Origin of the sequence: Streptomyces qaidamensis, from assembly GCF_001611795.1 — a bacterium.
GTDB lineage: Bacteria > Actinomycetota > Actinomycetes > Streptomycetales > Streptomycetaceae > Streptomyces > Streptomyces qaidamensis.
The window spans coordinates 6,052,708-6,073,864 of record NZ_CP015098.1 but is presented as its reverse complement, the minus strand read 5'-3'; the positions used below and the strand labels follow the sequence as shown (position 1 = coordinate 6,073,864).

The following is a 21,157-nucleotide window of genomic DNA, read 5'->3' as shown; positions in this document are numbered from 1 at the left end:
CGCCACCCGAAGGAGTGAACCCCGGACCGGAGTTGAGGGGCAAGTTCCGCAGGTCCGCGCAGGGACCTTGCGCGGCACGCCGGTTGGACGATGGCGACGGCCGGTGGCAGTATTCGCCACCACGCCTTCCCGGAACAAATCATTCCAGCCCAAACCCGGCGTCTGACCTGCGCGGCTGCGCCGGTACGGCAACCATGGGCAGCCTTCTGCGGACCTTGTGAAGGGCTCGTGCAGACTGGCTGGATGCGTACTGAACTCGCCTCGGAGCCGGGAGACGCCGACCGCCCCAACGAGGACTTCGCCGGTGTCGGGCTACCGGCCTCGGGGCAGGGCGGTTCGGTGGTCGTCCTGGACGGGGTCACGCCACCGAGGACCGGGACGGGCTGTCTGCATTCCGTCCCCTGGTTCACGGCGCGCCTCGGCGGCGCACTGACCGAACTGACCGTTTCACTCCCGGATGTCCCCCTCGTCGACGCCCTGTCCCGCGCCATCGCGCGTACCTCCGAGGCGCATGCCGCAACCTGTGACCTTTCTCACCCCCGAACCCCTCAGGCCACGGTGGTCGTGGCCCGGTGGAATCCGGACACCGTGGAGTATCTGGTCCTGTCCGACTCCGCGCTCCTCCTGGAGTCCCCGGACGGCGAGGTGACACCCGTCCTCGACGACCGGCTGGCCCTGCTCCCCCGCTCGGCGCTGGCGACGGACGCGCTGGTGGACTCCACGCTCCGCAACAGGGAGGGCGGCTTCTTCACGGCGGCGGCCGACCCCTCGGTGGCGGCCCGGGCGGTGACCGGAACCGTGCCCCGCGACGAGGTGCGTGCCCTGGCCGCGCTGACGGACGGCGCCTCCCGCTGGGTGGAACGGTTCGAGGAGGGCGACTGGACGGACTGCTTCCGCCTGGTCCGCAAGGAGGGCCCGCAAGCCCTGGTGGACCAGGTCCGGACACTGGAGCGGTCGGACACCGCCGGGACGTTCCTGGGCCGGAGCAAGCGGCACGACGACGCGACGGCCGTCTACGTCCAGTTCTGAGCGGCTGCCGGGCCTACTTCTCCATGCCCCGGTTGAGCTGGTTCAGCAGCCGGGCCAGTTCCGTGACCTCGCGGGAGTCCCAGTCGGCCAGGCGGCCGGCGTACCGGGCACGGCGGGCTTCCCGGACCCGGCGGACGCGGTCGTGGCCCTCTTGAGTGAGGGCGACGAGCCAGGCGCGTCCGTCGGCGGGGTCGGGCTCGCGCGCGACCAGCCCGAGTTCCTCCAGGGCGCGCAGCTGGCGGGACATCGTCGCCTTGCCGACCCCGATGTAGGCGGCGAGTTCGGTGGCCCGCTGCTTTCCGCACTCGTCCAGCCGGACCAGCAGGCCGTACGCGGACGACTCCAGGTCGGGGTGGACCTCGCGGGCCATCTCGCCCTGGCTGGCCCGGGCGCGCCGCAGCAACACGGTCAGCTCGCGTTCCAGTGCCAGGAAGGCGGGCTGGTCCACACCGCTCGCGGCCACACCGGCGTCGCGGTGTCCGTCGTTGCCTTCCTCGTGCACGTCAGCCCCTGCCTCGGTCGTCGCCCGGCCCTGGGAGTCCGGTACTGGAATTTTCCGCCACCTGCCGCCCTCGCCGCAGTCCGGCAAGTATTCCGCAGGTCAACGGCGTACGCGTACACAGGGTCACCACACGGTGAAGGCCCGGGCCTCCCTCACGGGGGCCCGGGCCTTCTCTCATCCGACGACCTCCGTCACGCGGCCACCGGAACCTCCGGCGTCACACCCGCGGTGGCGGGCGCGAGCGCCAGCTCCAGGACCTGGCGGACGTCGGTGACGGCGTGGACGTCGAGCTTGTCCAGCACCTCCGCCGGGACGTCGTCCAGGTCGGGCTCGTTGCGCTTGGGGATGATCACCGTGGTGACACCGGCCCGGTGCGCCGCGAGCAGCTTCTGCTTCACACCGCCGATCGGCAGGACCCGCCCGGTGAGCGAGACCTCGCCGGTCATCGCCACGTCCGTGCGGACCAGCCGGCCGGACAGCAGGGACGCGAGGGCCGTGGTCATGGTGATGCCCGCGCTCGGGCCGTCCTTGGGGACCGCGCCCGCCGGGAAGTGGATGTGCACGCCCCGGTCCTTGAGATCCGCCACCGGCAGTTCGAGTTCGGCGCCGTGGGAGCGCAGGAAGCTCAGCGCGATCTGCGCGGACTCCTTCATCACCTCGCCCAGCTGACCGGTCAGGGTCAGCCCGGCCGCGCCGGTCTCCGGGTCGGCCAGCGACGCCTCGACGAACAGCACGTCACCACCCGCTCCGGTCACCGCGAGCCCGGTCGCCACGCCCGGCACGGACGTCCGCCGCTCGGCCGGGTCCTGAGCGGACTCGGGCACGTGGTGCGGCCGGCCGATCAGGTCGCGCAGGTCCTCGTCCCGGACGGTGAGCGGCAGCTTCCGCTCGCCCAGTTCGTGCTGGGCGGCGACCTTGCGCAGCAGCCGTGCGACGGACCGCTCCAGGGTCCGCACGCCCGCCTCGCGTGTGTACTCGCCGGCGAGCTTGCGCAGGGCGCCCTCGTCGATGGTCACCTCGTCCTTGTCGAGCCCGGCCCGCTCCAGCTGGCGCGGGAGGAGGTGGTCGCGGGCGATGACGACCTTCTCGTCCTCGGTGTAGCCGTCCAGGCGGACGATCTCCATCCGGTCGGCCAGCGCCTCCGGGATCGCCTCCAGCACGTTGGCGGTCGCGAGGAAGACGACGTCCGACAGGTCCAGCTCGACCTCCAGGTAGTGGTCCCGGAAGGTGTGGTTCTGCGCCGGGTCGAGGACCTCCAGCAGGGCGGCGGCCGGGTCGCCCCGGAAATCCGAGCCGACCTTGTCGATCTCGTCGAGCAGCACGACCGGGTTCATCGACCCGGCCTCCTTGATCGCCCGCACGACCCGGCCCGGCAGCGCGCCGACGTACGTACGCCGGTGGCCGCGGATCTCGGCCTCGTCGCGCACACCGCCGAGGGCGACGCGCACGAACTTTCGGCCCATGGCGTGGGCGACGGACTCGCCCAGGCTGGTCTTGCCGACGCCGGGCGGCCCGACCAGCGCGAGCACGGCGCCGCCGCGCCGCCCGCCGACCACGCCGAGGCCCCGGTCGTCACGCCGCTTGCGCACCGCCAGGTACTCGGTGATGCGTTCCTTCACGTCGTCAAGGCCGGAGTGCTCCGCGTCCAGGACGGCCTGGGCGCCCCGGATGTCGTACGCGTCCTCGGTGCGCTCGTTCCACGGCATCTCTAGGACCGTGTCGAGCCAGGTGCGGATCCAGGAGCCCTCGGGCGACTGGTCGGAGGCCCGCTCCAGCTTGTCGACCTCCTTGAGGGCGGCCTCGCGGACCTTCTCGGGCAGGTCGGCGGCCTCCACACGGGCACGGTAGTCGTCGGACTCCTCACCCTCCTGCTCGCCGTTCAGCTCGCGCAGTTCCTTGCGGACGGCTTCCAGCTGACGCCGCAGCAGGAACTCGCGCTGCTGCTTGTCGACACCCTCCTGGACATCCTTGGCGATGGTCTCGGCCACGTCCTGCTCGGCGAGGTGGTCGCGCAGCTGCTGGGTGGCGAGCTTGAGCCGGGCCACCGGGTCGGTGGTCTCCAGCAGTTCGACCTTCTGGTCGGTGGTCAGGAACGGCGAGTAGCCGGAGTTGTCGGCGAGCGCCGAGACGTCGTCGATGGCCTGGACCCGGTCGACGACCTGCCAGGCACCGCGCTTGCGCAGCCAGGCGGTGGCGAGGGCCTTGTACTCCTTGACCAGTTCGGCGACATGCCCGGGCAGCGGGTCCGGAGCGGTGTCGTCCACACGGGTCCCCTCGACCCAGAGTGCGGCGCCGGGGCCGGTCGTTCCCGCGCCGATGCGCACCCGGCTCCGGCCGCGGATCAGGGCGCCCGGGTCGCCGTCGGCGAGCCGGCCGACCTGCTCGACGGTGCCGAGGACACCGGTGTTCGCGTAGGTCCCGTCGATGCGTGGCACCAGGAGTACCCGGGGCTTTCCGGGCGTTGACCGGGCAGCGGCCTGAGCGGCCTCCACCGCGGCACGGACCTCGGAGTCGCTCAGGTCCAGCGGGACCACCATGCCGGGCAGCACGACCTCGCCGTCGAGCGGCAGCACGGGCAGGGTGAGCGGTGTGGACGTCGAAGCCATGATCTCCCCTTCGGCAGTCAAGTTGAGCTATGCCGACTCAATGCTTGGGCGGGGCCGGATGTTCCCCACCCGCTGTTCGCTGTCAGCGATCACCTGTGACACCGGGAGCAGGAGGACGCGTAAGGTCCCGTCAGTAATAGATGATCACCCATCACGCTCATTACAGGGAGATGGCATGGACCGGACCGTGCAGGCATGGGTGGACGGATGGGTCGTCTCGCGCGGGGCCGCTCCGCCCACGCCCGAGCCGTGGGGCTGGACGATCGACATGGGGATGTACGGGCATGTCACGCGGCACGTGTTCGGCGCGACGGGCGAGGTCCTCGACGAGACGACCGTCCGCAAGGTGGCCGGGACGGTGACCGGGCAGGGCGTGTGGCTGAAGGCGTTCCGGGACCCCTCGGTGGTCGCCGGCTGGCTGGACGGCAACTGGTGGATCGACCCGGAGCCCGGCTACTTGATGACGATCCCGCTGGCGGCGGACGGCGCTCCCGCCGTCCCCGACGGCTACCGGCTGCGCGCGTGGTCGCGCGGAGGAGTGACCCGTGTGATGGTGGCCGCGCCGGACGGCTCCCTGGCGGCACGCGGCCAGATCGCGCCGACGGGCGAGACCGCTGTCGTCGACCAGGTCGAGACGGCCGCCGAGCACCGCCGCAGGGGGCTGGGCAGTCTCGTCATGCGGACGTTGCAGGATGTCGCCGTCCGCCAGGGGGCGCGGACCGGCGTCCTCGCCGGAACGCCTGCGGGGCGAGGGCTCTACGAGGCGCTGGGCTGGACGGTCGCGGCCCCGCTGACCAGCGCCAGGTACGCCCCTCCGGCCGCCTCCGGGAGCTGAGAGCCCCTCGTTCAGCCCCGGGCCGCGCCCAGGCGCGTCGCGTACCACCGCCGGACCAGCGGCCAGGTGGCGATCCCGATGCCCAGGGCGATGAGGTGCCCCCAGTTCGTCATGGGGTCGGCGAAGGCGAGCAGGTCCTGGAGGAGCATCCAGCCGAAGGCGGTCAGCAGCGGCAGGCGCAGCCGGAGCGGCAGCAGACCGGCCAGGGCGCCGATGCCGGCGGCGACGCCGAAGCTGACGCCGTAGTCGAGGCGGTGCAGGGAGCTGCCGGGGAGGTGCCCGGCCAGCACCGCGAACCCCACCGGCACCTCGGTCGCGAGGGTGGCGAGGACGTGCCCGAGCAGGAAGACACCGGCCGTGCGCAGACCCCCGATCCGCCGTTCCAGCGCGGTCAGCACCAGTACGAAGGCGATGGCGAAGGGCGAGGTCACCCCGCCCGCCACCCACAGCGCGCTGCCGATCAACACCAGTTCCGGCGAGCGCAGCAGGTGCGCCACGTCCGTGCTGGAGCCCTGGAGCAGCGCGTGCACCAGGGCCGGGTGCGCGTGGGCGGAGATCAGCGAGGTGAGGCAGAGGAGGGCGGCGTAGCCGAGGGTGAACGGCGTTCCGGTGGGGGTGGGCAGCAGCCGCCATGGGCGCAGCGTCCGCAGCCGGGGCACGGCCGCCGGGACGGGCTCCCGTACTCCCGCGGCCGCCGTCTCGTACAGGCCCCGCTGCCGCGGCATTCCGTCCAGCAGCCCCGACACGTCGGAGACTGGCGGCGGTGCCGCCGGTGTCGGCGGGGCCGTCTCGTGGGGCGGCGCGCTCCGTTCCACAGCGGGCGCTCCTTCCGTCGGGTCCCAGCCTTCGCCCCGGACACCCCGCTGTCTGTGATCCGCACCACGCGAGAGCCGATTCACAGCAACCCGAAAGCCTCACCCCGCGTCCCGCCCGGGCCGCGTGGAGACACCGGACGCCGCCCGCCCCCGCCCTGGCAGGATGCCCCCATGGCTACCCCGTACGACATTCCCGATGTCCTGGACCGCCGCGAGGGGCCGCACGGCGAGGTGGTGCTGCGCCGGCACGGCGACCGGCTGGAGATCATCGCCAACGGCTGTTTCCTGATGGACACCTCCGACGGCCGCTCGGAGCGGCGGCTGGTCGAGGCGGCACTGGACGCCCTGGCCGGCCGGGACCGCCCCGACGTCCTGATCGGCGGACTCGGCGTCGGCTTCTCCCTCGCGCATGCCGCGGCGGACCCGCGCTGGGGACGGATCACGGTGGTGGAACGCGAGCACGCGATCGTCGAATGGCATCGCGACGGCCCGCTCGCCGCGCTCTCCGCCCGGGCCCTGAGCGACCCCCGCACGGAAATCGTCGAGACCGATCTCGTCGCACACGTCAATGAGACATCCGACACGTACGACGCCCTGTGCCTCGACATCGACAACGGACCGGGCTGGACCGTCACGGACGGCAACGGAAATCTCTACCGGGAGGCCGGACTGGCTGGCTGTGCACGGGTGTTGAGACCGGGCGGGGTTCTCGCCGTCTGGTCCGCCCAGCCGTCTCCGGAATTCGAAGAAACCTTGCGGAATGCCGGGTTCCAACAGGTGCGTACCGAAGAGATCCCGGTTGCCCGGGGCGTTCCGGACGTCGTGCACCTCGCCATCAGCCCTGGATAGCAAAGGCGTACTGACTCCCCGTACGCTGCTCCCCTGACGCCGATCATTCAAGCGTCAATCGCAACCATGCGCAGGCATAGCCAGTCAGAAGGAATCACCCCACTGATTCCGGAAAGCACACCCCAGGGGCGGGCGATGGAGCAGACACAGACCTCCCACAACGGTTCGGCGACGGCTACTCCTGGCGCACAGCGCCGGGTCCTGGTGGTCGAGGACGACGCGACGATCGTGGACGCCATCGCGACCCGCCTGCGAGCCGAGGGATTCCTCGTGCAAACGGCGGGTGACGGCCCGGCCGCGGTCGACACGGCCGAGGCGTGGCAGCCGGACCTGCTGATCCTCGACATCATGCTGCCCGGCTTCGACGGTCTGGAGGTCTGCCGGCGTGTGCAGGCCGCCCGTCCGGTGCCGGTGATGATGCTCACCGCGCGCGACGACGAGACCGACATGCTGGTCGGTCTCGGGGTCGGCGCCGACGACTACATGACCAAGCCGTTCTCGATGCGGGAGCTGGCGGCGCGTGTGCACGTGCTGCTGCGCCGGGTGGAGCGGGCCGCCATCGCGGCGGCCACGCCCCGCTCCGGCATCCTGCGCCTCGGCGAACTGGAGATCGACCACGCGCAGCGCCGGGTCCGGGTGCGCAGCGAGGACGTCCACCTCACGCCCACCGAGTTCGACCTGCTGGTGTGCCTCGCGAACACCCCGCGCGCGGTGCTCTCCCGTGAGCAGTTGCTCGCCGAGGTCTGGGACTGGGCGGACGCCTCCGGCACCCGCACGGTCGACAGCCACATCAAGGCGCTGCGCCGGAAGATCGGCGCCGAGCGGATCCGCACGGTGCACGGCGTGGGTTACGCCCTGGAGACCCCGACGCCATGAGCGGTGGCCCGGCCGGACGGAGAGCCCCCGGGGAGCCGGATCCCTGGGGCGGGGTGAGCCCGTTCTCGATCAAGACCAAGCTGGGCGCGCTGGTCGTCATCTCGGTGCTGATCACCACGGGCCTGTCGGTGATCGCGGTGCACACGAAGACGGAGCTGCGCTTCATCACGGTCTTCTCGATGATCGCCACGCTTCTCATCACGCAGTTCGTGGCGCATTCGCTCACGGCACCGCTGGACGAGATGACGGCGGTGGCCCGTTCCATCTCGCAGGGCGACTACACCCGCAGGACGCGGGAGAACCGCCGCGACGAGCTGGGCGACCTGGCCGTGACGATCAACGCCATGGCCGACGAGCTGGAGGCCCAGGACAGCCAGCGCAAGGAACTCGTGGCGAATGTCTCGCACGAGCTGCGCACACCCATCGCGGGCCTGCGCGCGGTGCTGGAGAACATCGTCGACGGCGTCACCCAGGCCGACCCGGAGACGATGCGCACAGCGCTGAAGCAGACCGAGCGGCTCGGGCGGCTGGTGGAGACGCTGCTGGACCTGTCCCGTCTGGACAACGGCGTCGTCCCGCTGAAACAGCGGCGGTTCGAGGTCTGGCCGTATCTGTCCGGCGTGCTGAAGGAGGCCAACATGGTGGCCTCGGTGCGCGCGGGCATCGCCACCGGCTCGGGCAGTCACACCCGTACCGACGTCCATCTGCATCTCGACGTCCACCCGCCCGAGTTGACCGCGCACGCGGACCCGGAGCGCATCCACCAGGTCGTCGCCAATCTCATCGACAACGCGGTCAAGCACAGCCCGCCGCACGGCCGGGTGACGGTCAAGGCGCGGCGCGGCGCCCTGCCGGAGTCGCTGGAGCTGGAGGTCCTGGACGAGGGACCGGGCATTCCGAAGTCCGAGTGGCACCGCGTCTTCGAGCGGTTCAACCGCGGCAGCGCCAAGCGGCCGCAGGGTCCGGGCAGCGACGGCGGCACGGGTCTCGGCCTGGCGATCGCCCGCTGGGCGGTGGACCTGCACGGGGGCCGGATCGGAGTGGCCGAATCCGAGCGTGGTTGCCGGATTCTTGTCACCCTTCCGGGACTGTCATCTCTGCCAAATTGACGTAAAGTTCGAAGCGGAGCCACAAGATCCACGGGCGTCCGCGCTGACGGACACGTGTGATCAGGCACAGGCCCGCGCCATCGGCGCCCGGGGCCCGGCCCCGCCCATCCCTGCTGAAGCGGAACCACGCTTGTTTCCCGCCATTTCGAGGCCCGAAACGCAGTTCCAGATGTGACTTGCACGACGTTGAACGGGCCCGGCCTGACCTTCCCCGTCCGGGGGGCGTAGCCTTGATTCCCGCTGTCCATCATCTTGTGAAGCGGAAGAGGGCGGTTGCCGCCGTGTCGCCACAGTCCCCCAGTAACTCGAGCATCTCGACCGACACCGACCAAGCGGGGAAGAACCCTGCCGCGTCGTTCGGTGCCAACGAGTGGCTCGTCGACGAGATCTATCAGCAGTACCTCCAGGACCCGAATTCGGTAGACCGAGCCTGGTGGGACTTCTTCGCCGACTACAAGCCGGGGGCGGCCGCCGCCTCGGCTCCGGCGGGTACCGCGGCCGCGGGGGCCGCGGGGACCACCACCGCTCAGCCGGCCGCTCCGGCCGCTCCCACCCAGGCCCCCGCCCCGGCGGCCGAGAAGCCCGCCGCCGCGCCGGCTCCCGCCCCGGCTCCGGCCCCGGCGAAGCCCGCCGCGCAGGCCCCGGCCCAGGCCCCCGCCCCGGCGCAGGCCGCCCCGGCCGCGAAGCCGGCCGCCAAGCCGGCCGCGGCCCCGAAGAAGGCCGAGCCCGCCGCCGAGGCCCCCTCGGGCCCCGAACAGGTCGTGCTGCGCGGCCCCGCCGCCGCGGTCGCGAAGAACATGAACGCCTCGCTGGAGGTGCCCACGGCCACGTCCGTGCGCGCGGTCCCGGTGAAGCTGCTGTTCGACAACCGCATCGTCATCAACAACCACCTGAAGCGCGCCCGGGGCGGGAAGATCTCCTTCACGCACCTGATCGGCTACGCGATGGTGCAGGCCATCAAGGCCATGCCGTCGATGAACTACTCCTTCGCGGAGAAGGACGGCAAGCCGACCCTGGTCAAGCCGGAGCACGTCAACTTCGGCCTCGCCATCGACCTGGTCAAGCCCAACGGCGACCGCCAGCTCGTGGTCGCGGGCATCAAGAAGGCCGAGACGCTGAACTTCTTCGAGTTCTGGCAGGCCTACGAGGACATCGTCCGCCGCGCCCGCGACGGCAAGCTGGGCATGGACGACTTCACCGGTGTGACGGTCTCCCTGACCAACCCCGGCGGCCTCGGCACCGTCCACTCCGTGCCGCGCCTGATGCCCGGCCAGTCGGTGATCATGGGCGTCGGCTCCATGGACTACCCGGCGGAGTTCCAGGGCACCTCCCAGGACACCCTGAACAAGCTCGGCATCTCGAAGGTCATGACGCTCACGTCGACCTACGACCACCGGGTCATCCAGGGCGCCGCCTCCGGCGAGTTCCTGCGGATCGTCGCGAACCTGCTGCTCGGTGAGAACGGCTTCTACGACGACGTCTTCGAGGCGCTGCGCATCCCCTACGAGCCGGTCCGCTGGCTCAAGGACATCGACGCGTCGCACGACGACGACGTCACGAAGGCCGCCCGCGTCTTCGAGCTGATCCACTCCTACCGGGTCCGCGGCCACGTCATGGCCGACACCGACCCGCTGGAGTACCAGCAGCGCAAGCACCCCGACCTGGACATCACCGAGCACGGCCTCACGCTCTGGGACCTGGAGCGCGAGTTCGCCGTCGGCGGGTTCGCCGGCAAGTCCCTGATGAAGCTGCGCGACATCCTCGGCGTGCTGCGCGACTCGTACTGCCGCACCACCGGCGTCGAGTTCATGCACATCCAGGACCCGAAGCAGCGCAAGTGGATCCAGGACCGCATCGAGCGCTCGCACACCAAGCCGGAGCGCGAGGAGCAGCTGCGCATCCTGCGCCGGCTGAACGCCGCCGAGGCCTTCGAGACCTTCCTGCAGACGAAGTACGTCGGCCAGAAGCGCTTCTCCCTGGAGGGCGGCGAGTCCGTCATCCCGCTGCTGGACGCCGTGCTGGACTCGGCCGCCGAGTCCCGCCTGGACGAGGTCGTCGTCGGCATGGCCCACCGCGGCCGGCTGAACGTCCTCGCCAACATCGTCGGCAAGTCGTACGCGCAGATCTTCCGCGAGTTCGAGGGCAACCTCGACCCGAAGTCGATGCACGGCTCCGGTGACGTGAAGTACCACCTGGGCGCCGAGGGCACCTTCACCGGTCTCGACGGCGAGCAGATCAAGGTCTCCCTGGTCGCGAACCCCTCGCACCTGGAGGCGGTGGACCCGGTCCTGGAGGGCGTCTCGCGCGCCAAGCAGGACATCATCAACAAGGGCGGCACGGACTTCACCGTCCTGCCGGTGGCGATCCACGGCGACGCGGCCTTCGCGGGCCAGGGCGTGGTGGCCGAGACCCTGAACATGTCGCAGCTGCGCGGCTACCGCACCGGCGGCACGGTCCACATCGTCATCAACAACCAGGTCGGCTTCACCGCGGCCCCCGAGTCCTCGCGATCCTCCATGTACGCGACGGACGTGGCCCGCATGATCGAGGCCCCGATCTTCCACGTGAACGGCGACGACCCGGAGGCCGTGGTCCGCGTCGCGCGGCTCGCCTTCGAGTTCCGCCAGGCGTTCAACAAGGACGTGGTGATCGACCTCATCTGCTACCGCCGCCGCGGTCACAACGAGTCGGACAACCCGGCCTTCACCCAGCCGCTGATGTACGACCTGATCGACAAGAAGCGCTCGGTGCGCAAGCTCTACACCGAGTCCCTCATCGGTCGCGGCGACATCACCCTGGAAGAGGCCGAGCAGGCGCTGCAGGACTACCAGGGCCAGCTGGAGAAGGTCTTCACGGAGGTCCGTGAGGCCACCTCCCAGCCGGGCACGGTCGAGTCCACGGACCCGCAGGCCGAGTTCCCGGTCGCCGTGAACACCGCGGTGACCACGGAGATCGTCAAGCGGATCGCCGAGTCCCAGGTCAACATCCCCGACAACATCACCGTCCACCCGCGTCTGCTGCCGCAGCTGCAGCGCCGGGCGTCGATGGTCGAGGACGGCACGATCGACTGGGGCATGGGCGAGACCCTCGCGATCGGCTCCCTCCTGCTGGAGGGCGTCCCGGTCCGCCTGGCGGGCCAGGACTCGCAGCGCGGTACGTTCGGCCAGCGCCACGCGGTCATCATCGACCGCAGCACGGGCGAGGAGTACACGCCGCTGCAGTACCTCTCCGAGGACCAGGCGCGGCTCAACGTCTACAACTCCCTGCTCTCCGAGTACGCGGCGATGGGCTTCGAGTACGGCTACTCGCTGGCCCGCCCCGAGGCGCTCGTGATGTGGGAGGCGCAGTTCGGCGACTTCGTCAACGGCGCGCAGACGGTCGTGGACGAGTTCATCTCGTCGGCCGAGCAGAAGTGGGCCCAGACCTCCGGTGTCGTCCTGCTCCTGCCGCACGGCTACGAGGGGCAGGGCCCGGACCACTCCTCGGCCCGCCCGGAGCGCTTCCTCCAGATGTGCGCCCAGAACAACATGACGGTCGCCATGCCGACGTCGCCGTCGAACTACTTCCACCTCCTGCGGTGGCAGGTGCACAACCCGCACCACAAGCCGCTGGTGGTCTTCACGCCGAAGTCGATGCTGCGCCTGAAGGCGGCGGCGGCGAAGGCGGAGGAGTTCACGACCGGGCAGTTCCAGCCGGTCATCGGTGACTCCTCGGTCGACGCGGCCGCGGTCAGGAAGGTCGTCTTCTGCGCCGGCAAGGTCTACTACGACCTGGAGGCCGAGCGTCAGAAGCGCGGCGCCACGGACACGGCGATCATCCGCATCGAGCGCCTGTACCCGCTGCCGGGTGCCGAGCTCCAGGCGGAGATCAAGAAGTACCCGAACGCCGAGAAGTACCTGTGGGCCCAGGAGGAGCCGGCGAACCAGGGTGCCTGGCCGTTCATCGCGCTCAACCTGATCGACCACCTGGACCTCGCGGTCGGCGCGGACGTTCCGCACGGTGAGCGGCTGCGGCGCATCTCGCGCCCGCACGGCTCGTCCCCGGCGGTGGGTTCCGCGAAGCGCCACCAGGCCGAGCAGGAGCAACTGGTGCGTGAGGTGTTCGAGGCGTAATCGCCTTCGCGCAGTTGGCGCGTGGCCGGGCCGCATCCCCCGCTCGGGGGGTGCGGCCCGGCCGTTTGCGCGCACATATCCTTGGGGGCATGTACTTCACGGACCGTGGCATCGAGGAACTGGAGAAGCGGCGCGGCGAGGAGGAAGTCACCTTCGAGTGGCTCGCCGAGCAGCTGCGGACGTTCGTCGATCTCAATCCCGACTTCGAGGTACCGGTGGAGCGGCTGGCGACGTGGCTCGCGCGGCTGGACGACGAGGACGACGAGTAGGGACCGGCTCCGGCCGCTCCGGCCGCTGGTAGGGACCGGCTCCGGCCGCTCCGGGGGCGTCAGTCGCGTGGCCGTGTGAGGTCGTAGGTGAGGCCCAGTGCGCCGTGTGCGAGGAGCAGTGCCCCGGCCGTGGCCCAGCCGCTGCCCCGCCGCCGCAGGCCCCTGACCAGGAGCGGCAGTCCCGCCACCAGCTGCGCGAGGGCCAGCGCGCGGGCCCTCGGGCCGCCCGCCCAGGGCATCCAGGGGCCGAGGCGGGTGCGGTGGTCGACGGAGTCGCGCCCCGCGCCCGCCTCGCGCCGGCCGGGCCTCTCGACGGGCCTGCTGTCCGGTCGGCGGGCGGCGGCTTCCCGGAGGCGGCCGGCGGGTTCGCCGGGGACCAGTTCCGCGGGCAGAGAGACGCCCGCGCGCGCGAGGACCGCGAGCAGGCCGCGCAGGCGGCTGCGGGCGTCGGCCGCCGGGTCGGGTTCGGTCAGCCGGTCGAGATCCTGGACGTCCAGGACGGGGTCGAGGCCCATCCGTGCGGCGAAGGTGCGCATCGCCTCGTCCTCCCCCGCCGGGACACCGCTCGCGAGCCAGACGAACCCGACCGGGCGGCGGAAGCCGGACGCGAGCGTGAAGCCCGCGTGGTCGGTGTCCCACCACAGGGCGAGGACGGGCCAGGAAGCGCCGACGGTGAGGGCCGTGGCCCAGCCGGTGGCCACGCGGTCGACGGGTTCGGCGCCGTCCCGCCAGGGACGGCCCTCGGGGACGAGAGCGCTCCACTCGTCGCCCGCGGGGGTGAGCTGCATCGGTTCGCGCAGCAGATGCGCGACGGGGGCGACGGAGCCGGGCGCCGCCCGGCACAACAGCAGCGCCCCGGGGGCGGGACCGGCGCGGTCAGCTTCCGTCGACATGCTCACACGCTAGGGCGATTTGCCATGTCTTGATGACTTATGCGCACCCGACGTCGCCAGAACGGGTGCCTTGACTTTCCCGGTCCGCGATATATCGTGAATGCGAGAGGACGCGATATGGCGCGTCAAGTCGGGAGGTCTGCACCATGTCCGAGTGGTCCGTCACGGAACCGCGGAAGCTCACCTTCGACGAGCCCGTGAGCGATCTGCGCGTACGTCTCGTCAATGGAACGGTGAACGTGGTGGGCACCGACGATGCTTCCGCCCTCCTGGAGATTTCCGAGATCGAGGGGCCGCCCCTGGTGGTGACCCAGCAGGACGGCACCCTCACGGTGGCCTACGAGGACCTGCCGTGGAAGGGCTTCCTCAAGTGGCTGGACCGCAAGGGCTGGCGCCGCAGCGCGGTGGCCTCCCTGGCCGTCCCGGCCGACACCCGGGTGGAGGTCGGGGTGGTGGGCGCGGGTGCCGTGATCTCCGGGATCCAGGGCCCGGCGGTGGTGAAGGGCGTCACCGGCGACACGACTCTGGTCGGCCTCTCCGGCCCGGTCCGCGCCGAAACGGTCTCCGGCAACCTGGAGGCCCAGGACGTGACCGGCGACCTGCGGTTCAACTCGGTCTCCGGCGACCTCACGGTGGTCGAGGGCTCCGGCCCCTCCGTGCGGGCGGAGTCCGTCAGCGGCTCGATGATCGTCGACCTCGATCCGAACGGCCCGACGGACGTCCGGCTGACCAGCGTCTCGGGCGAGATCGCGATCCGGCTGCCGTACCCGGCGGACGCGGACGTCGAGGCGAACACGGCGAGCGGCTGCGTCTCCAACGCCTTCGACGGACTGCGGGTGCACGGCCAGTGGGGCGCCCACAAGATCACGGGCCGCCTGGGCGCGGGCACCGGCAAACTCCGGGCCACCACCGTGTCCGGCTCGATCGCCCTGCTGCGGCGCCCGGCCCGGGAGGACGAGGACGAGGAGCCGTGGGACACGCGGCCCGGTGGCAGCGGCTCGACGGCGGACCCGGCGGGCGACCCCCGGGGTGGCTCGGGAGACAATTCCGTCTCCGGCCCCGGCGATGACCCCACCACCGCCCCGGCCGACGGCACGACCGACAAGAAGGTGCTCTGACATGCCCCCCGTCTTCGCCCATGGCCGCCTCCGCCTCTACCTGCTGAAGCTGCTGGACGAGGCCCCCCGCCACGGCTACGAGGTGATCCGCCTCCTCGAGGAGCGCTTCCAGGGGCTGTACGCGCCGTCGGCCGGCACGGTCTACCCGCGCCTGGCCAAGCTGGAGGCCGAGGGCCTGGTCACCCACACCACCGAGGGCGGTCGCAAGGTTTACTCGATCACGGACACGGGCCGCGCCGAACTGGCCGACCGCAGCGGTGAGCTGGCGGACCTGGAGCTGGAGATCCGGGAGTCCGTGGCGGAGCTGGCCTCGGAGATCCGGGCCGATGTGCGCGGAGCAGCCGGCGACCTGCGACGCGAGATGCGCGCGGCGGCGACCGAGGCCCGCCGGGACACCGGCACCAGGGCAGACGGCCCTGCGGGTGCCCCTGACGGTGACTTCTCGCAGTACGGCGACAGGGAGGGCTGGCGCATCGCCAAGGAGGAGATGCGCCGCGCCCGCCAGGAGTGGAAGGAGCAGGCCCGGCGCGCCAAGGACGAGAGCCGCCGCGCCCGGGAGGACGCCCAGCGCGCCCGCCGCCAGGCGAAGGAGGCCCAGGAACAGGCCCGCGCCCAGGCCCAGGAGCAGGTGCAGCGCATCACCCGCCGCGTCCAGGAGCAGGTGCAGGACCACTTCGCCCGCGGCGACTGGCCGACGGGCCTGCGAGAGGGCCTGAGCGAACTGGTCAAGGAGGTGGGCGAGTTCGGAAAGGACTACGGCAAGGACTTCGGCAAGGACTTCGGCTTCGACTGGACCGGCACCGGCAAGCCCGCGGAGCCGACGCCCTCGTCACAGGCCCCGGAGGACTTCCCGGCCGCCTACGAACCGGCCTGGGCCCACGAGGACGCCGCGGACTCCACCGGCGACCCCGCCCGCGACCTGGACCGCCTCCTCGACCGCTTCCGCGACGACATCCGGGACGCGGCCCGCGACCACGGCGTCTCCCCCGACCAGCTCCGCGACGCCCGCCGCCACCTGTCGACGGCGGCGGCCCACATCGGAGCCCTCCTGCGCACGCCAAAGAAGTAAGCGCCCGGGGTTGCAGCTTCAGCCGGCCTTGGCCTCACCACCACTGCCGTACAGCACCCGCACCAGGTGTTCGTACGTCACCCCGTGGTCGGCGAGGACCTCGGCCGGCACGCCGGGACGCAGGGTCAGGGCCAGCAGGATGTGCTCGTCCCCGATGTGCCGGTCCCGCTGGGCGAGGGCGACCCTCAGGGAGCGCTCCAGCACGTCCTTGGCCCCCCGGCCGAAGGAGGTACGCCCCGACCACCACCGTTTGTCCTTCCGGTCACCGGCCAGGGCGCCGACCCCATGAGCCTCCTCCACCCGGGCGACGATCTCCTCCACGTCGATTCCCAGCCCGGCGAGCGCATCGGTCTCGGCCTGCGTCAGCCCGGCCCGCCGCCGCGCCTCACGCAACGCCTCCCGCACGGACTCCCGCCGCTCACCGAGGCCGAGAGCCGCGAGCGCGAAGGAGCCACGGCTGCCCTCCCGGTCGAGCAGCGCCAGCAGCAGATGCTCCGGCTCCACGACCTGCCCGCCCTCACCGCCCCCGTCCACGTGCGCGTACGCGCTCTTCACCACGTCGCGGGCGTCCTTCGTGAACCGCTCGAACATCAATGCCTCCCGTACTTCTTGTGCACGGCCTGCCTGCTCACACCGAGTTCGGTGGCGATCTCCTGCCACGACCAGCCCTGGTTGCGCGCGTTGCGCACCTGTACGGCTTCCAGCTGCTCCAGCAGTCGGCGCAGCGCGGCGACGGCCCGCAGGCCGACCCGTGGATCACGGTCGCCGGCGCGTTCGGCCAGATCGGTTGCTTCGGTCATGCCGTCAACCTACGTTGACATTCCGGCCTGTGTCAACCATCGTTGACGCGCGAGAACGGCCGGCCCACCCGGGACCGGCCGTCGACGCACCTTCAGAAGGAATCAGGGATTGGTCAGCACGACCTTCCCGAACTGCTCTCCCGAGGCCAGCCGCTCGAAGCCCTCACGCGCACGGTCCATGGGCATGACCTCGTCGATGACGGGCCGCACGCCCGTCGCGGCACAGAACGCGAGCAGGTCCTCCAGTTCGTCCTTCGTGCCCATGGTGGAGCCGACGACCTTGAGTTCGAGGAAGAAGATCCGGGTCAGCTCGGCGTGCGAGGGCCGGTCGCCGCTGGTGGCACCGGAGATCACCAGCGTGCCGCCGGGCTTCAGCGACTTCACGGAATGCGACCAGGTGGCGGCCCCGACGGTCTCGATCACGGCGTCGACCCGCTGCGGCAGCCGCGCCCCCGACTCCAGCGCCTCCACGGCCCCGAGCTCCACGGCCCGCTTCCGCTTGGCCTCGTCCCGGCTGGTGGCGAAGACCCGCAGCCCGGCGGCCTTGCCCAGCACGATGGCGGCGGTGGCGACACCACCGCCGGCACCCTGCACCAGCACGGAGTCACCGGGCCGGACCCCCGCGTTGGTGAACAGCATCCGGTACGCCGTCAGCCACGCCGTGGGCAGACAGGCGGCCTCCTCGAAGGAGAGCTCCTTGGGCTTGGGCAGGATGTTCCAGGTCGGCACGGAGACCTGCTCGGCGAAGGTGCCCTGGTAGCGCTCGGTGAGGATCGAACGAGGCTCCTTCGGGCCGACCCCGTGCCCGCTCTGTCCGATCACGGAGTGCAGGACGACCTCGTTGCCGTCCTCGTCGACACCGGCGGCATCACAGCCGAGGATCATCGGCAGCTTGTCCTCTGCGAGGCCCACGCCACGCAGGGACCACAGGTCGTGGTGGTTGAGGGAGGCGGCCTTGACCGTGACGGTGCTCCAGCCGGGACGGGCCTCGGGAGCCGGACGCTCTCCCAACTCCAGGCCGGACAGCGGCTGGTCGCGGTCGATTCGGGCGGCGTAGACAGCGAACATGGCCTTGACGATAGGTTCCGCGAGGGACCGAAGGAACCATCCGGCCCTGTGAGACACGCCCTCTTGCCAGGTACGGGCGGTGTTGCTTGGGCCGACGGCCTGCCCCCCCCCACGCACACACCCGCGTACGGCGAGAGAGGGCCGTGTCGGGGGGTGTCCGCTCGCAGCGGTTGGCGCGTCAACGGAGAGTCAGTCGGTGCGAGACCCCAGCGCGCCATGCCGAGGACGGACACTCCCCGGCGCGGCCCCGACCCACCACCCGGCGTCATGCGAAGCGGACGCGCACCCGCCCACACCACCCGAACAGCCGGATCCGAACGCAAAGAAATGACCCCGCCCGATCCCGGGCGGGGTCACATCACACAGACGCCGGCGTCAACGTCAGCGCCGAGCCACACCCTCGGCCCGAGCCGCAGCCGCCACCGCAGCCGTGACCGCCGGAGCGACCCGCTCGTCGAACGGCGACGGGATGACGTAGTCGGCGGCGAGATCGTCCCCGACCACAGCGGCCAGCGCCTCCGCGGCGGCCAGCTTCATCCCCTCGGTGATCCGGGAGGCCCGCACCTGCAGCGCCCCCGCGAAGATCCCCGGGAACGCCAGCACGTTGTTGATCTGGTTCGGGAAGTCCGACCGCCCGGTCGCGACGACCGCCGCGTACTTGTGCGCGATCTCGGGGTGCACCTCGGGGTTCGGGTTCGCCATGGCGAAGACGAACGCGCCCTCGGCCATCGTCGCCACCGCGGACTCCGGCACCGTCCCGCCGGACACGCCGATGAACACGTCGGCGCCGTCCAGCGCCGCCTCCAGCGACCCGTTGATCCCGGCCTTGTTCGTGAACCCGGCCAGCTCCTGCTTCACCGGCGTGAGGTCGTCCCGGTCCGCCGACACGACACCCTTGCGGTCGGCCACCGCGACATCCCCGATCCCGGCCTCGACCAGCATCTTCGCGATCGCGACACCGGCCGCACCGGCGCCGGAGATGACGGCGCGCAGCTCGCCCAGCGCCCGCCCGCTCAGCCGCGCAGCGTTCCGCAGGGCCGCCAGCGTCACCACGGCCGTGCCGTGCTGGTCGTCGTGGAAGACCGGAATGTCCAGCCGCTCCTGCAGCTTCCGCTCGACCTCGAAGCACCGGGGTGCCGAGATGTCCTCCAGGTTGACCCCGCCGAACGACGGCGCGAGCCGCACCACGGTCTCGACGATCTCGTCGACGTCCGTGCAGTTCAGGGCGATCGGAACCGCGTCCACGCCACCGAACTGCTTGAACAGGATCGCCTTGCCCTCCATCACCGGGAGGGAGGCCTCGGGGCCGATGTCACCGAGCCCCAGCACGGCCGTACCGTCCGTCACGACGGCCACGACCGACGACTTCCACGTGTAGTCGTGCACGAGCTCCGGCTGCTCCGCGATCGCGCTGCACACCTTCGCGACGCCGGGCGTGTACGCCAGGGACAGGTCGTCCTTGTCGCGGACCGGCACCGTGGCCTGCACAGCCATCTTGCCGCCGCGGTGCAACGCGAACGCCGGGTCGAAGGAGTCGAGGGGCTCCGCACCGCCCACGTGATCCGTATCGCCGGTCTTGCTCTCGCTGCGAGGATTGACGATCTCCGCTGCCACTTCGTTTTACCCCTTAAATCTTCATTGTTTTGAGGGTGGCCACTCCTGGTGAGGGGTGGGCGGGCACCGCGCAGGCCCATGTCGTGCTTGTACGTGTATACGTACGGGCGCGTACGCGACGGGCGCGCCGCACACGCGCCCTGAGCCCCGGATGAGGGGTGTAAAGACCCTTCTTACCGGACGGACGGCATCGACGACGAGTCCATAACGCGAAGGTCACATGACGGCGCCCTGACTCTTCGTCCAAAATCGGGACAAGGCCTGGACAAACCAGCCACAACCACTCAACCATCTGCGAAGCTCGCGGGCCCCGTCTTGAAATCCCGGGATATACCGAAGTTCTTCCGGCCGGAAGGGGTGATTCCCATAGAAGGTCCGGCCGTGATGTACCGGAGTGGTGCGGTTCGGGGGTCGCCCGTTATCCGATTTTGACATGGCTGGCCCCCAGAATCGCGCAGTCCGAATGGCAAGATGCCGTAATCACACGAGGTCGCGACACTCGAAGAGGTGTGCTCTCGTCGACCCACGGCACTGCCGAAACCTTCGGCGTGCCACGGCGTTGCCGAACCCATCGGCAGCGGCCCGCCCCATCGGCAACTCCACCCATCCGCCGGAGGAACCCACCATGACCGCAAGCTCCACCCGTCGTACGACCGCCGCGCACTCCCGGCTAGCAGCGGTCGGTGCGATCGCGGTCGCAGGCGCGCTGATGCTCACCGGCTGCGGTGACCAGACCAAGGACACCGGTTCGAGCGACACGGCGGCCTCGGCCCCGCTCGCCGACAAGCTGCCTCAGGCCATCCGCGACAAGGGCGTCATCAAGGTCGGCTCCGACATCGCCTACGCCCCGGTCGAGTTCAAGGACAGCTCGGGCAAGGTCGTCGGTATCGACCCGGACCTCGCCGCCGCCATGGGCAAGCAGCTCGGGGTCGACTTCCAGTTCGAGAACGGCACGTTCGACACGCTGATCACGGGCCTGCGCTCCAAGCGGTACGACATCGCCATGTCCGCGATGACGGACACCAAGGACCGCCAGGAGGGCATCGACTCCGACACCGGCAAGAAGGTCGGCGAGGGCGTCGACTTCGTCGACTACTTCACCGCCGGTGTCTCGATCTACACCAAGAAGGGCGACGACCAGGGCATCAAGACCTGGTCCGACCTGTGCGGCAAGAAGATCGTGCTGCAGCGCGGCACGGTCTCCGAGGACCTGGCCAAGGCCGAGTCGAAGAAGTGCCCGTCCGGCAAGAAGATCGCCGTCGAGCCCTTCGACAACGACCAGCAGGCCCAGACCCGCCTGCGCGCGGGCGGCGCCGACGCCGGCTCGTCCGACTTCCCGGTCGCCGCGTACGCGGTGAAGACCTCCGGTGGCGGCAAGGACTTCCAGCTGGTCGGCGAGCAGGTCGAGGCCGCTCCGTACGGGATCGCGGTCGCCAAGAACCAGACGCAGCTGCGCGATGCCCTCAAGGCCGCGCTCGACGCCGTCATCAAGAACGGCGAGTACGAGAAGATCATGAAGAAGTGGAACGTCACGGACGGCTCCGTGCAGGAAGCCACCATCAACGGCGGCAAGTGACCGCGCCCTAGCGGCAC

Annotated in this window: 18 protein-coding genes; 10 read left to right on the top strand and 8 right to left on the bottom strand. The window is 70.9% G+C overall.

The window, feature by feature from the left end; genetic code table 11:
- The first annotated feature begins 243 nt into the window (after positions 1 to 243).
- The gene (locus tag A4E84_RS27100) at positions 244 to 1,029 is read left to right on the top strand and encodes a protein phosphatase 2C domain-containing protein (protein WP_062929040.1); all 786 of its coding nucleotides are present in this window, start codon (positions 244 to 246) and stop codon (positions 1,027 to 1,029) included.
- A gap of 13 nt (positions 1,030 to 1,042) precedes the next feature.
- On the opposite strand, the gene A4E84_RS27095 is transcribed toward A4E84_RS27100, so the two are convergent.
- Both A4E84_RS27095 and lon read right to left on the bottom strand, forming a co-directional pair.
- Positions 1,043 to 1,531: a MarR family winged helix-turn-helix transcriptional regulator gene (locus tag A4E84_RS27095; RefSeq protein ID WP_062929039.1), complete on the bottom strand. Its 489-nt coding sequence runs from the start codon at positions 1,529 to 1,531 to the stop codon at positions 1,043 to 1,045.
- A gap of 191 nt (positions 1,532 to 1,722) precedes the next feature.
- Complete coding sequence (gene lon, locus A4E84_RS27090) at positions 1,723 to 4,137, bottom strand: endopeptidase La (protein WP_062929038.1); 2,415 nt, start codon at positions 4,135 to 4,137, stop codon at positions 1,723 to 1,725.
- A gap of 175 nt (positions 4,138 to 4,312) precedes the next feature.
- Here lon and A4E84_RS27085 point away from each other — a divergent pair, with 175 nt between their 5' ends.
- Complete coding sequence (locus A4E84_RS27085) at positions 4,313 to 4,972, top strand: GNAT family N-acetyltransferase (protein ID WP_062929037.1); 660 nt, start codon at positions 4,313 to 4,315, stop codon at positions 4,970 to 4,972.
- Between the two features lie 11 nt (positions 4,973 to 4,983).
- On the opposite strand, the gene A4E84_RS27080 is transcribed toward A4E84_RS27085, so the two are convergent.
- The gene (locus A4E84_RS27080; RefSeq protein ID WP_062929036.1) at positions 4,984 to 5,787 is read right to left on the bottom strand and encodes a rhomboid-like protein; all 804 of its coding nucleotides are present in this window, start codon (positions 5,785 to 5,787) and stop codon (positions 4,984 to 4,986) included.
- A gap of 171 nt (positions 5,788 to 5,958) precedes the next feature.
- On the opposite strand from A4E84_RS27080, the gene A4E84_RS27075 reads away from it, so the two are divergent.
- The 5 genes from A4E84_RS27075 to A4E84_RS27055 all read left to right on the top strand — a co-directional run bounded on the left by A4E84_RS27075 (position 5,959) and on the right by A4E84_RS27055 (position 13,002).
- Positions 5,959 to 6,636 (top strand): spermine/spermidine synthase domain-containing protein, encoded by a 678-nt coding sequence (locus tag A4E84_RS27075; protein WP_062929035.1) that lies wholly within the window; start codon positions 5,959 to 5,961, stop codon positions 6,634 to 6,636.
- Positions 6,637 to 6,771: 135 nt separating this feature from the next.
- Positions 6,772 to 7,512: a response regulator transcription factor gene (locus A4E84_RS27070; protein ID WP_030851757.1), complete on the top strand. Its 741-nt coding sequence runs from the start codon at positions 6,772 to 6,774 to the stop codon at positions 7,510 to 7,512.
- Complete coding sequence (locus A4E84_RS27065; protein WP_062929034.1) at positions 7,509 to 8,621, top strand: HAMP domain-containing sensor histidine kinase; 1,113 nt, start codon at positions 7,509 to 7,511, stop codon at positions 8,619 to 8,621. Before A4E84_RS27070 ends, A4E84_RS27065 begins: the two co-directional genes overlap by 4 nt.
- A 281-nt stretch (positions 8,622 to 8,902) precedes the next feature.
- Positions 8,903 to 12,733, top strand: a complete 3,831-nt coding sequence (locus A4E84_RS27060) for a multifunctional oxoglutarate decarboxylase/oxoglutarate dehydrogenase thiamine pyrophosphate-binding subunit/dihydrolipoyllysine-residue succinyltransferase subunit (RefSeq protein WP_062929033.1) — start codon at positions 8,903 to 8,905, stop codon at positions 12,731 to 12,733.
- Between the two features lie 89 nt (positions 12,734 to 12,822).
- Entirely contained in the window at positions 12,823 to 13,002 is a 180-nt protein-coding gene (locus A4E84_RS27055; RefSeq protein WP_003992906.1) for a DUF6104 family protein, read from the top strand.
- Between the two features lie 59 nt (positions 13,003 to 13,061).
- Here the strand turns inward: A4E84_RS27055 and A4E84_RS27050 are convergent, their stop codons facing one another.
- Complete coding sequence (locus tag A4E84_RS27050) at positions 13,062 to 13,895, bottom strand: hypothetical protein (RefSeq protein WP_062929032.1); 834 nt, start codon at positions 13,893 to 13,895, stop codon at positions 13,062 to 13,064.
- Between the two features lie 146 nt (positions 13,896 to 14,041).
- Between A4E84_RS27050 and A4E84_RS27045 the strand changes: the two genes are divergently transcribed.
- Positions 14,042 to 15,013 carry a DUF4097 family beta strand repeat-containing protein gene (locus A4E84_RS27045; RefSeq protein ID WP_062929031.1) on the top strand — a complete coding sequence of 324 codons (972 nt, stop codon included), beginning with the start codon at positions 14,042 to 14,044 and terminating at the stop codon, positions 15,011 to 15,013.
- A 1-nt stretch (position 15,014) separates the two neighbouring features.
- Positions 15,015 to 16,082 (top strand): PadR family transcriptional regulator, encoded by a 1,068-nt coding sequence (locus A4E84_RS27040; protein ID WP_062929030.1) that lies wholly within the window; start codon positions 15,015 to 15,017, stop codon positions 16,080 to 16,082.
- Positions 16,083 to 16,100: 18 nt separating this feature from the next.
- Here the strand turns inward: A4E84_RS27040 and A4E84_RS27035 are convergent, their stop codons facing one another.
- From A4E84_RS27035 to A4E84_RS27020, 4 genes are all read right to left on the bottom strand, one after another.
- Positions 16,101 to 16,673, bottom strand: a complete 573-nt coding sequence (locus A4E84_RS27035; RefSeq protein WP_062929029.1) for a Clp protease N-terminal domain-containing protein — start codon at positions 16,671 to 16,673, stop codon at positions 16,101 to 16,103.
- Complete coding sequence (locus A4E84_RS27030; RefSeq protein WP_003992902.1) at positions 16,673 to 16,882, bottom strand: HTH domain-containing protein; 210 nt, start codon at positions 16,880 to 16,882, stop codon at positions 16,673 to 16,675. Before A4E84_RS27030 ends, A4E84_RS27035 begins: the two co-directional genes overlap by 1 nt.
- A 102-nt stretch (positions 16,883 to 16,984) precedes the next feature.
- Positions 16,985 to 17,950, bottom strand: coding sequence for a zinc-binding dehydrogenase (locus tag A4E84_RS27025; RefSeq protein WP_062929028.1), 966 nt, complete (start codon positions 17,948 to 17,950; stop codon positions 16,985 to 16,987).
- A gap of 381 nt (positions 17,951 to 18,331) precedes the next feature.
- Positions 18,332 to 19,564, bottom strand: a complete 1,233-nt coding sequence (locus A4E84_RS27020; RefSeq protein WP_062929027.1) for an NAD(P)-dependent malic enzyme — start codon at positions 19,562 to 19,564, stop codon at positions 18,332 to 18,334.
- Positions 19,565 to 20,189: 625 nt separating this feature from the next.
- Here A4E84_RS27020 and A4E84_RS27015 point away from each other — a divergent pair.
- Complete coding sequence (locus tag A4E84_RS27015; RefSeq protein WP_062929026.1) at positions 20,190 to 21,140, top strand: ABC transporter substrate-binding protein; 951 nt, start codon at positions 20,190 to 20,192, stop codon at positions 21,138 to 21,140.
- Positions 21,141 to 21,157: the final 17 nt, after the last annotated feature.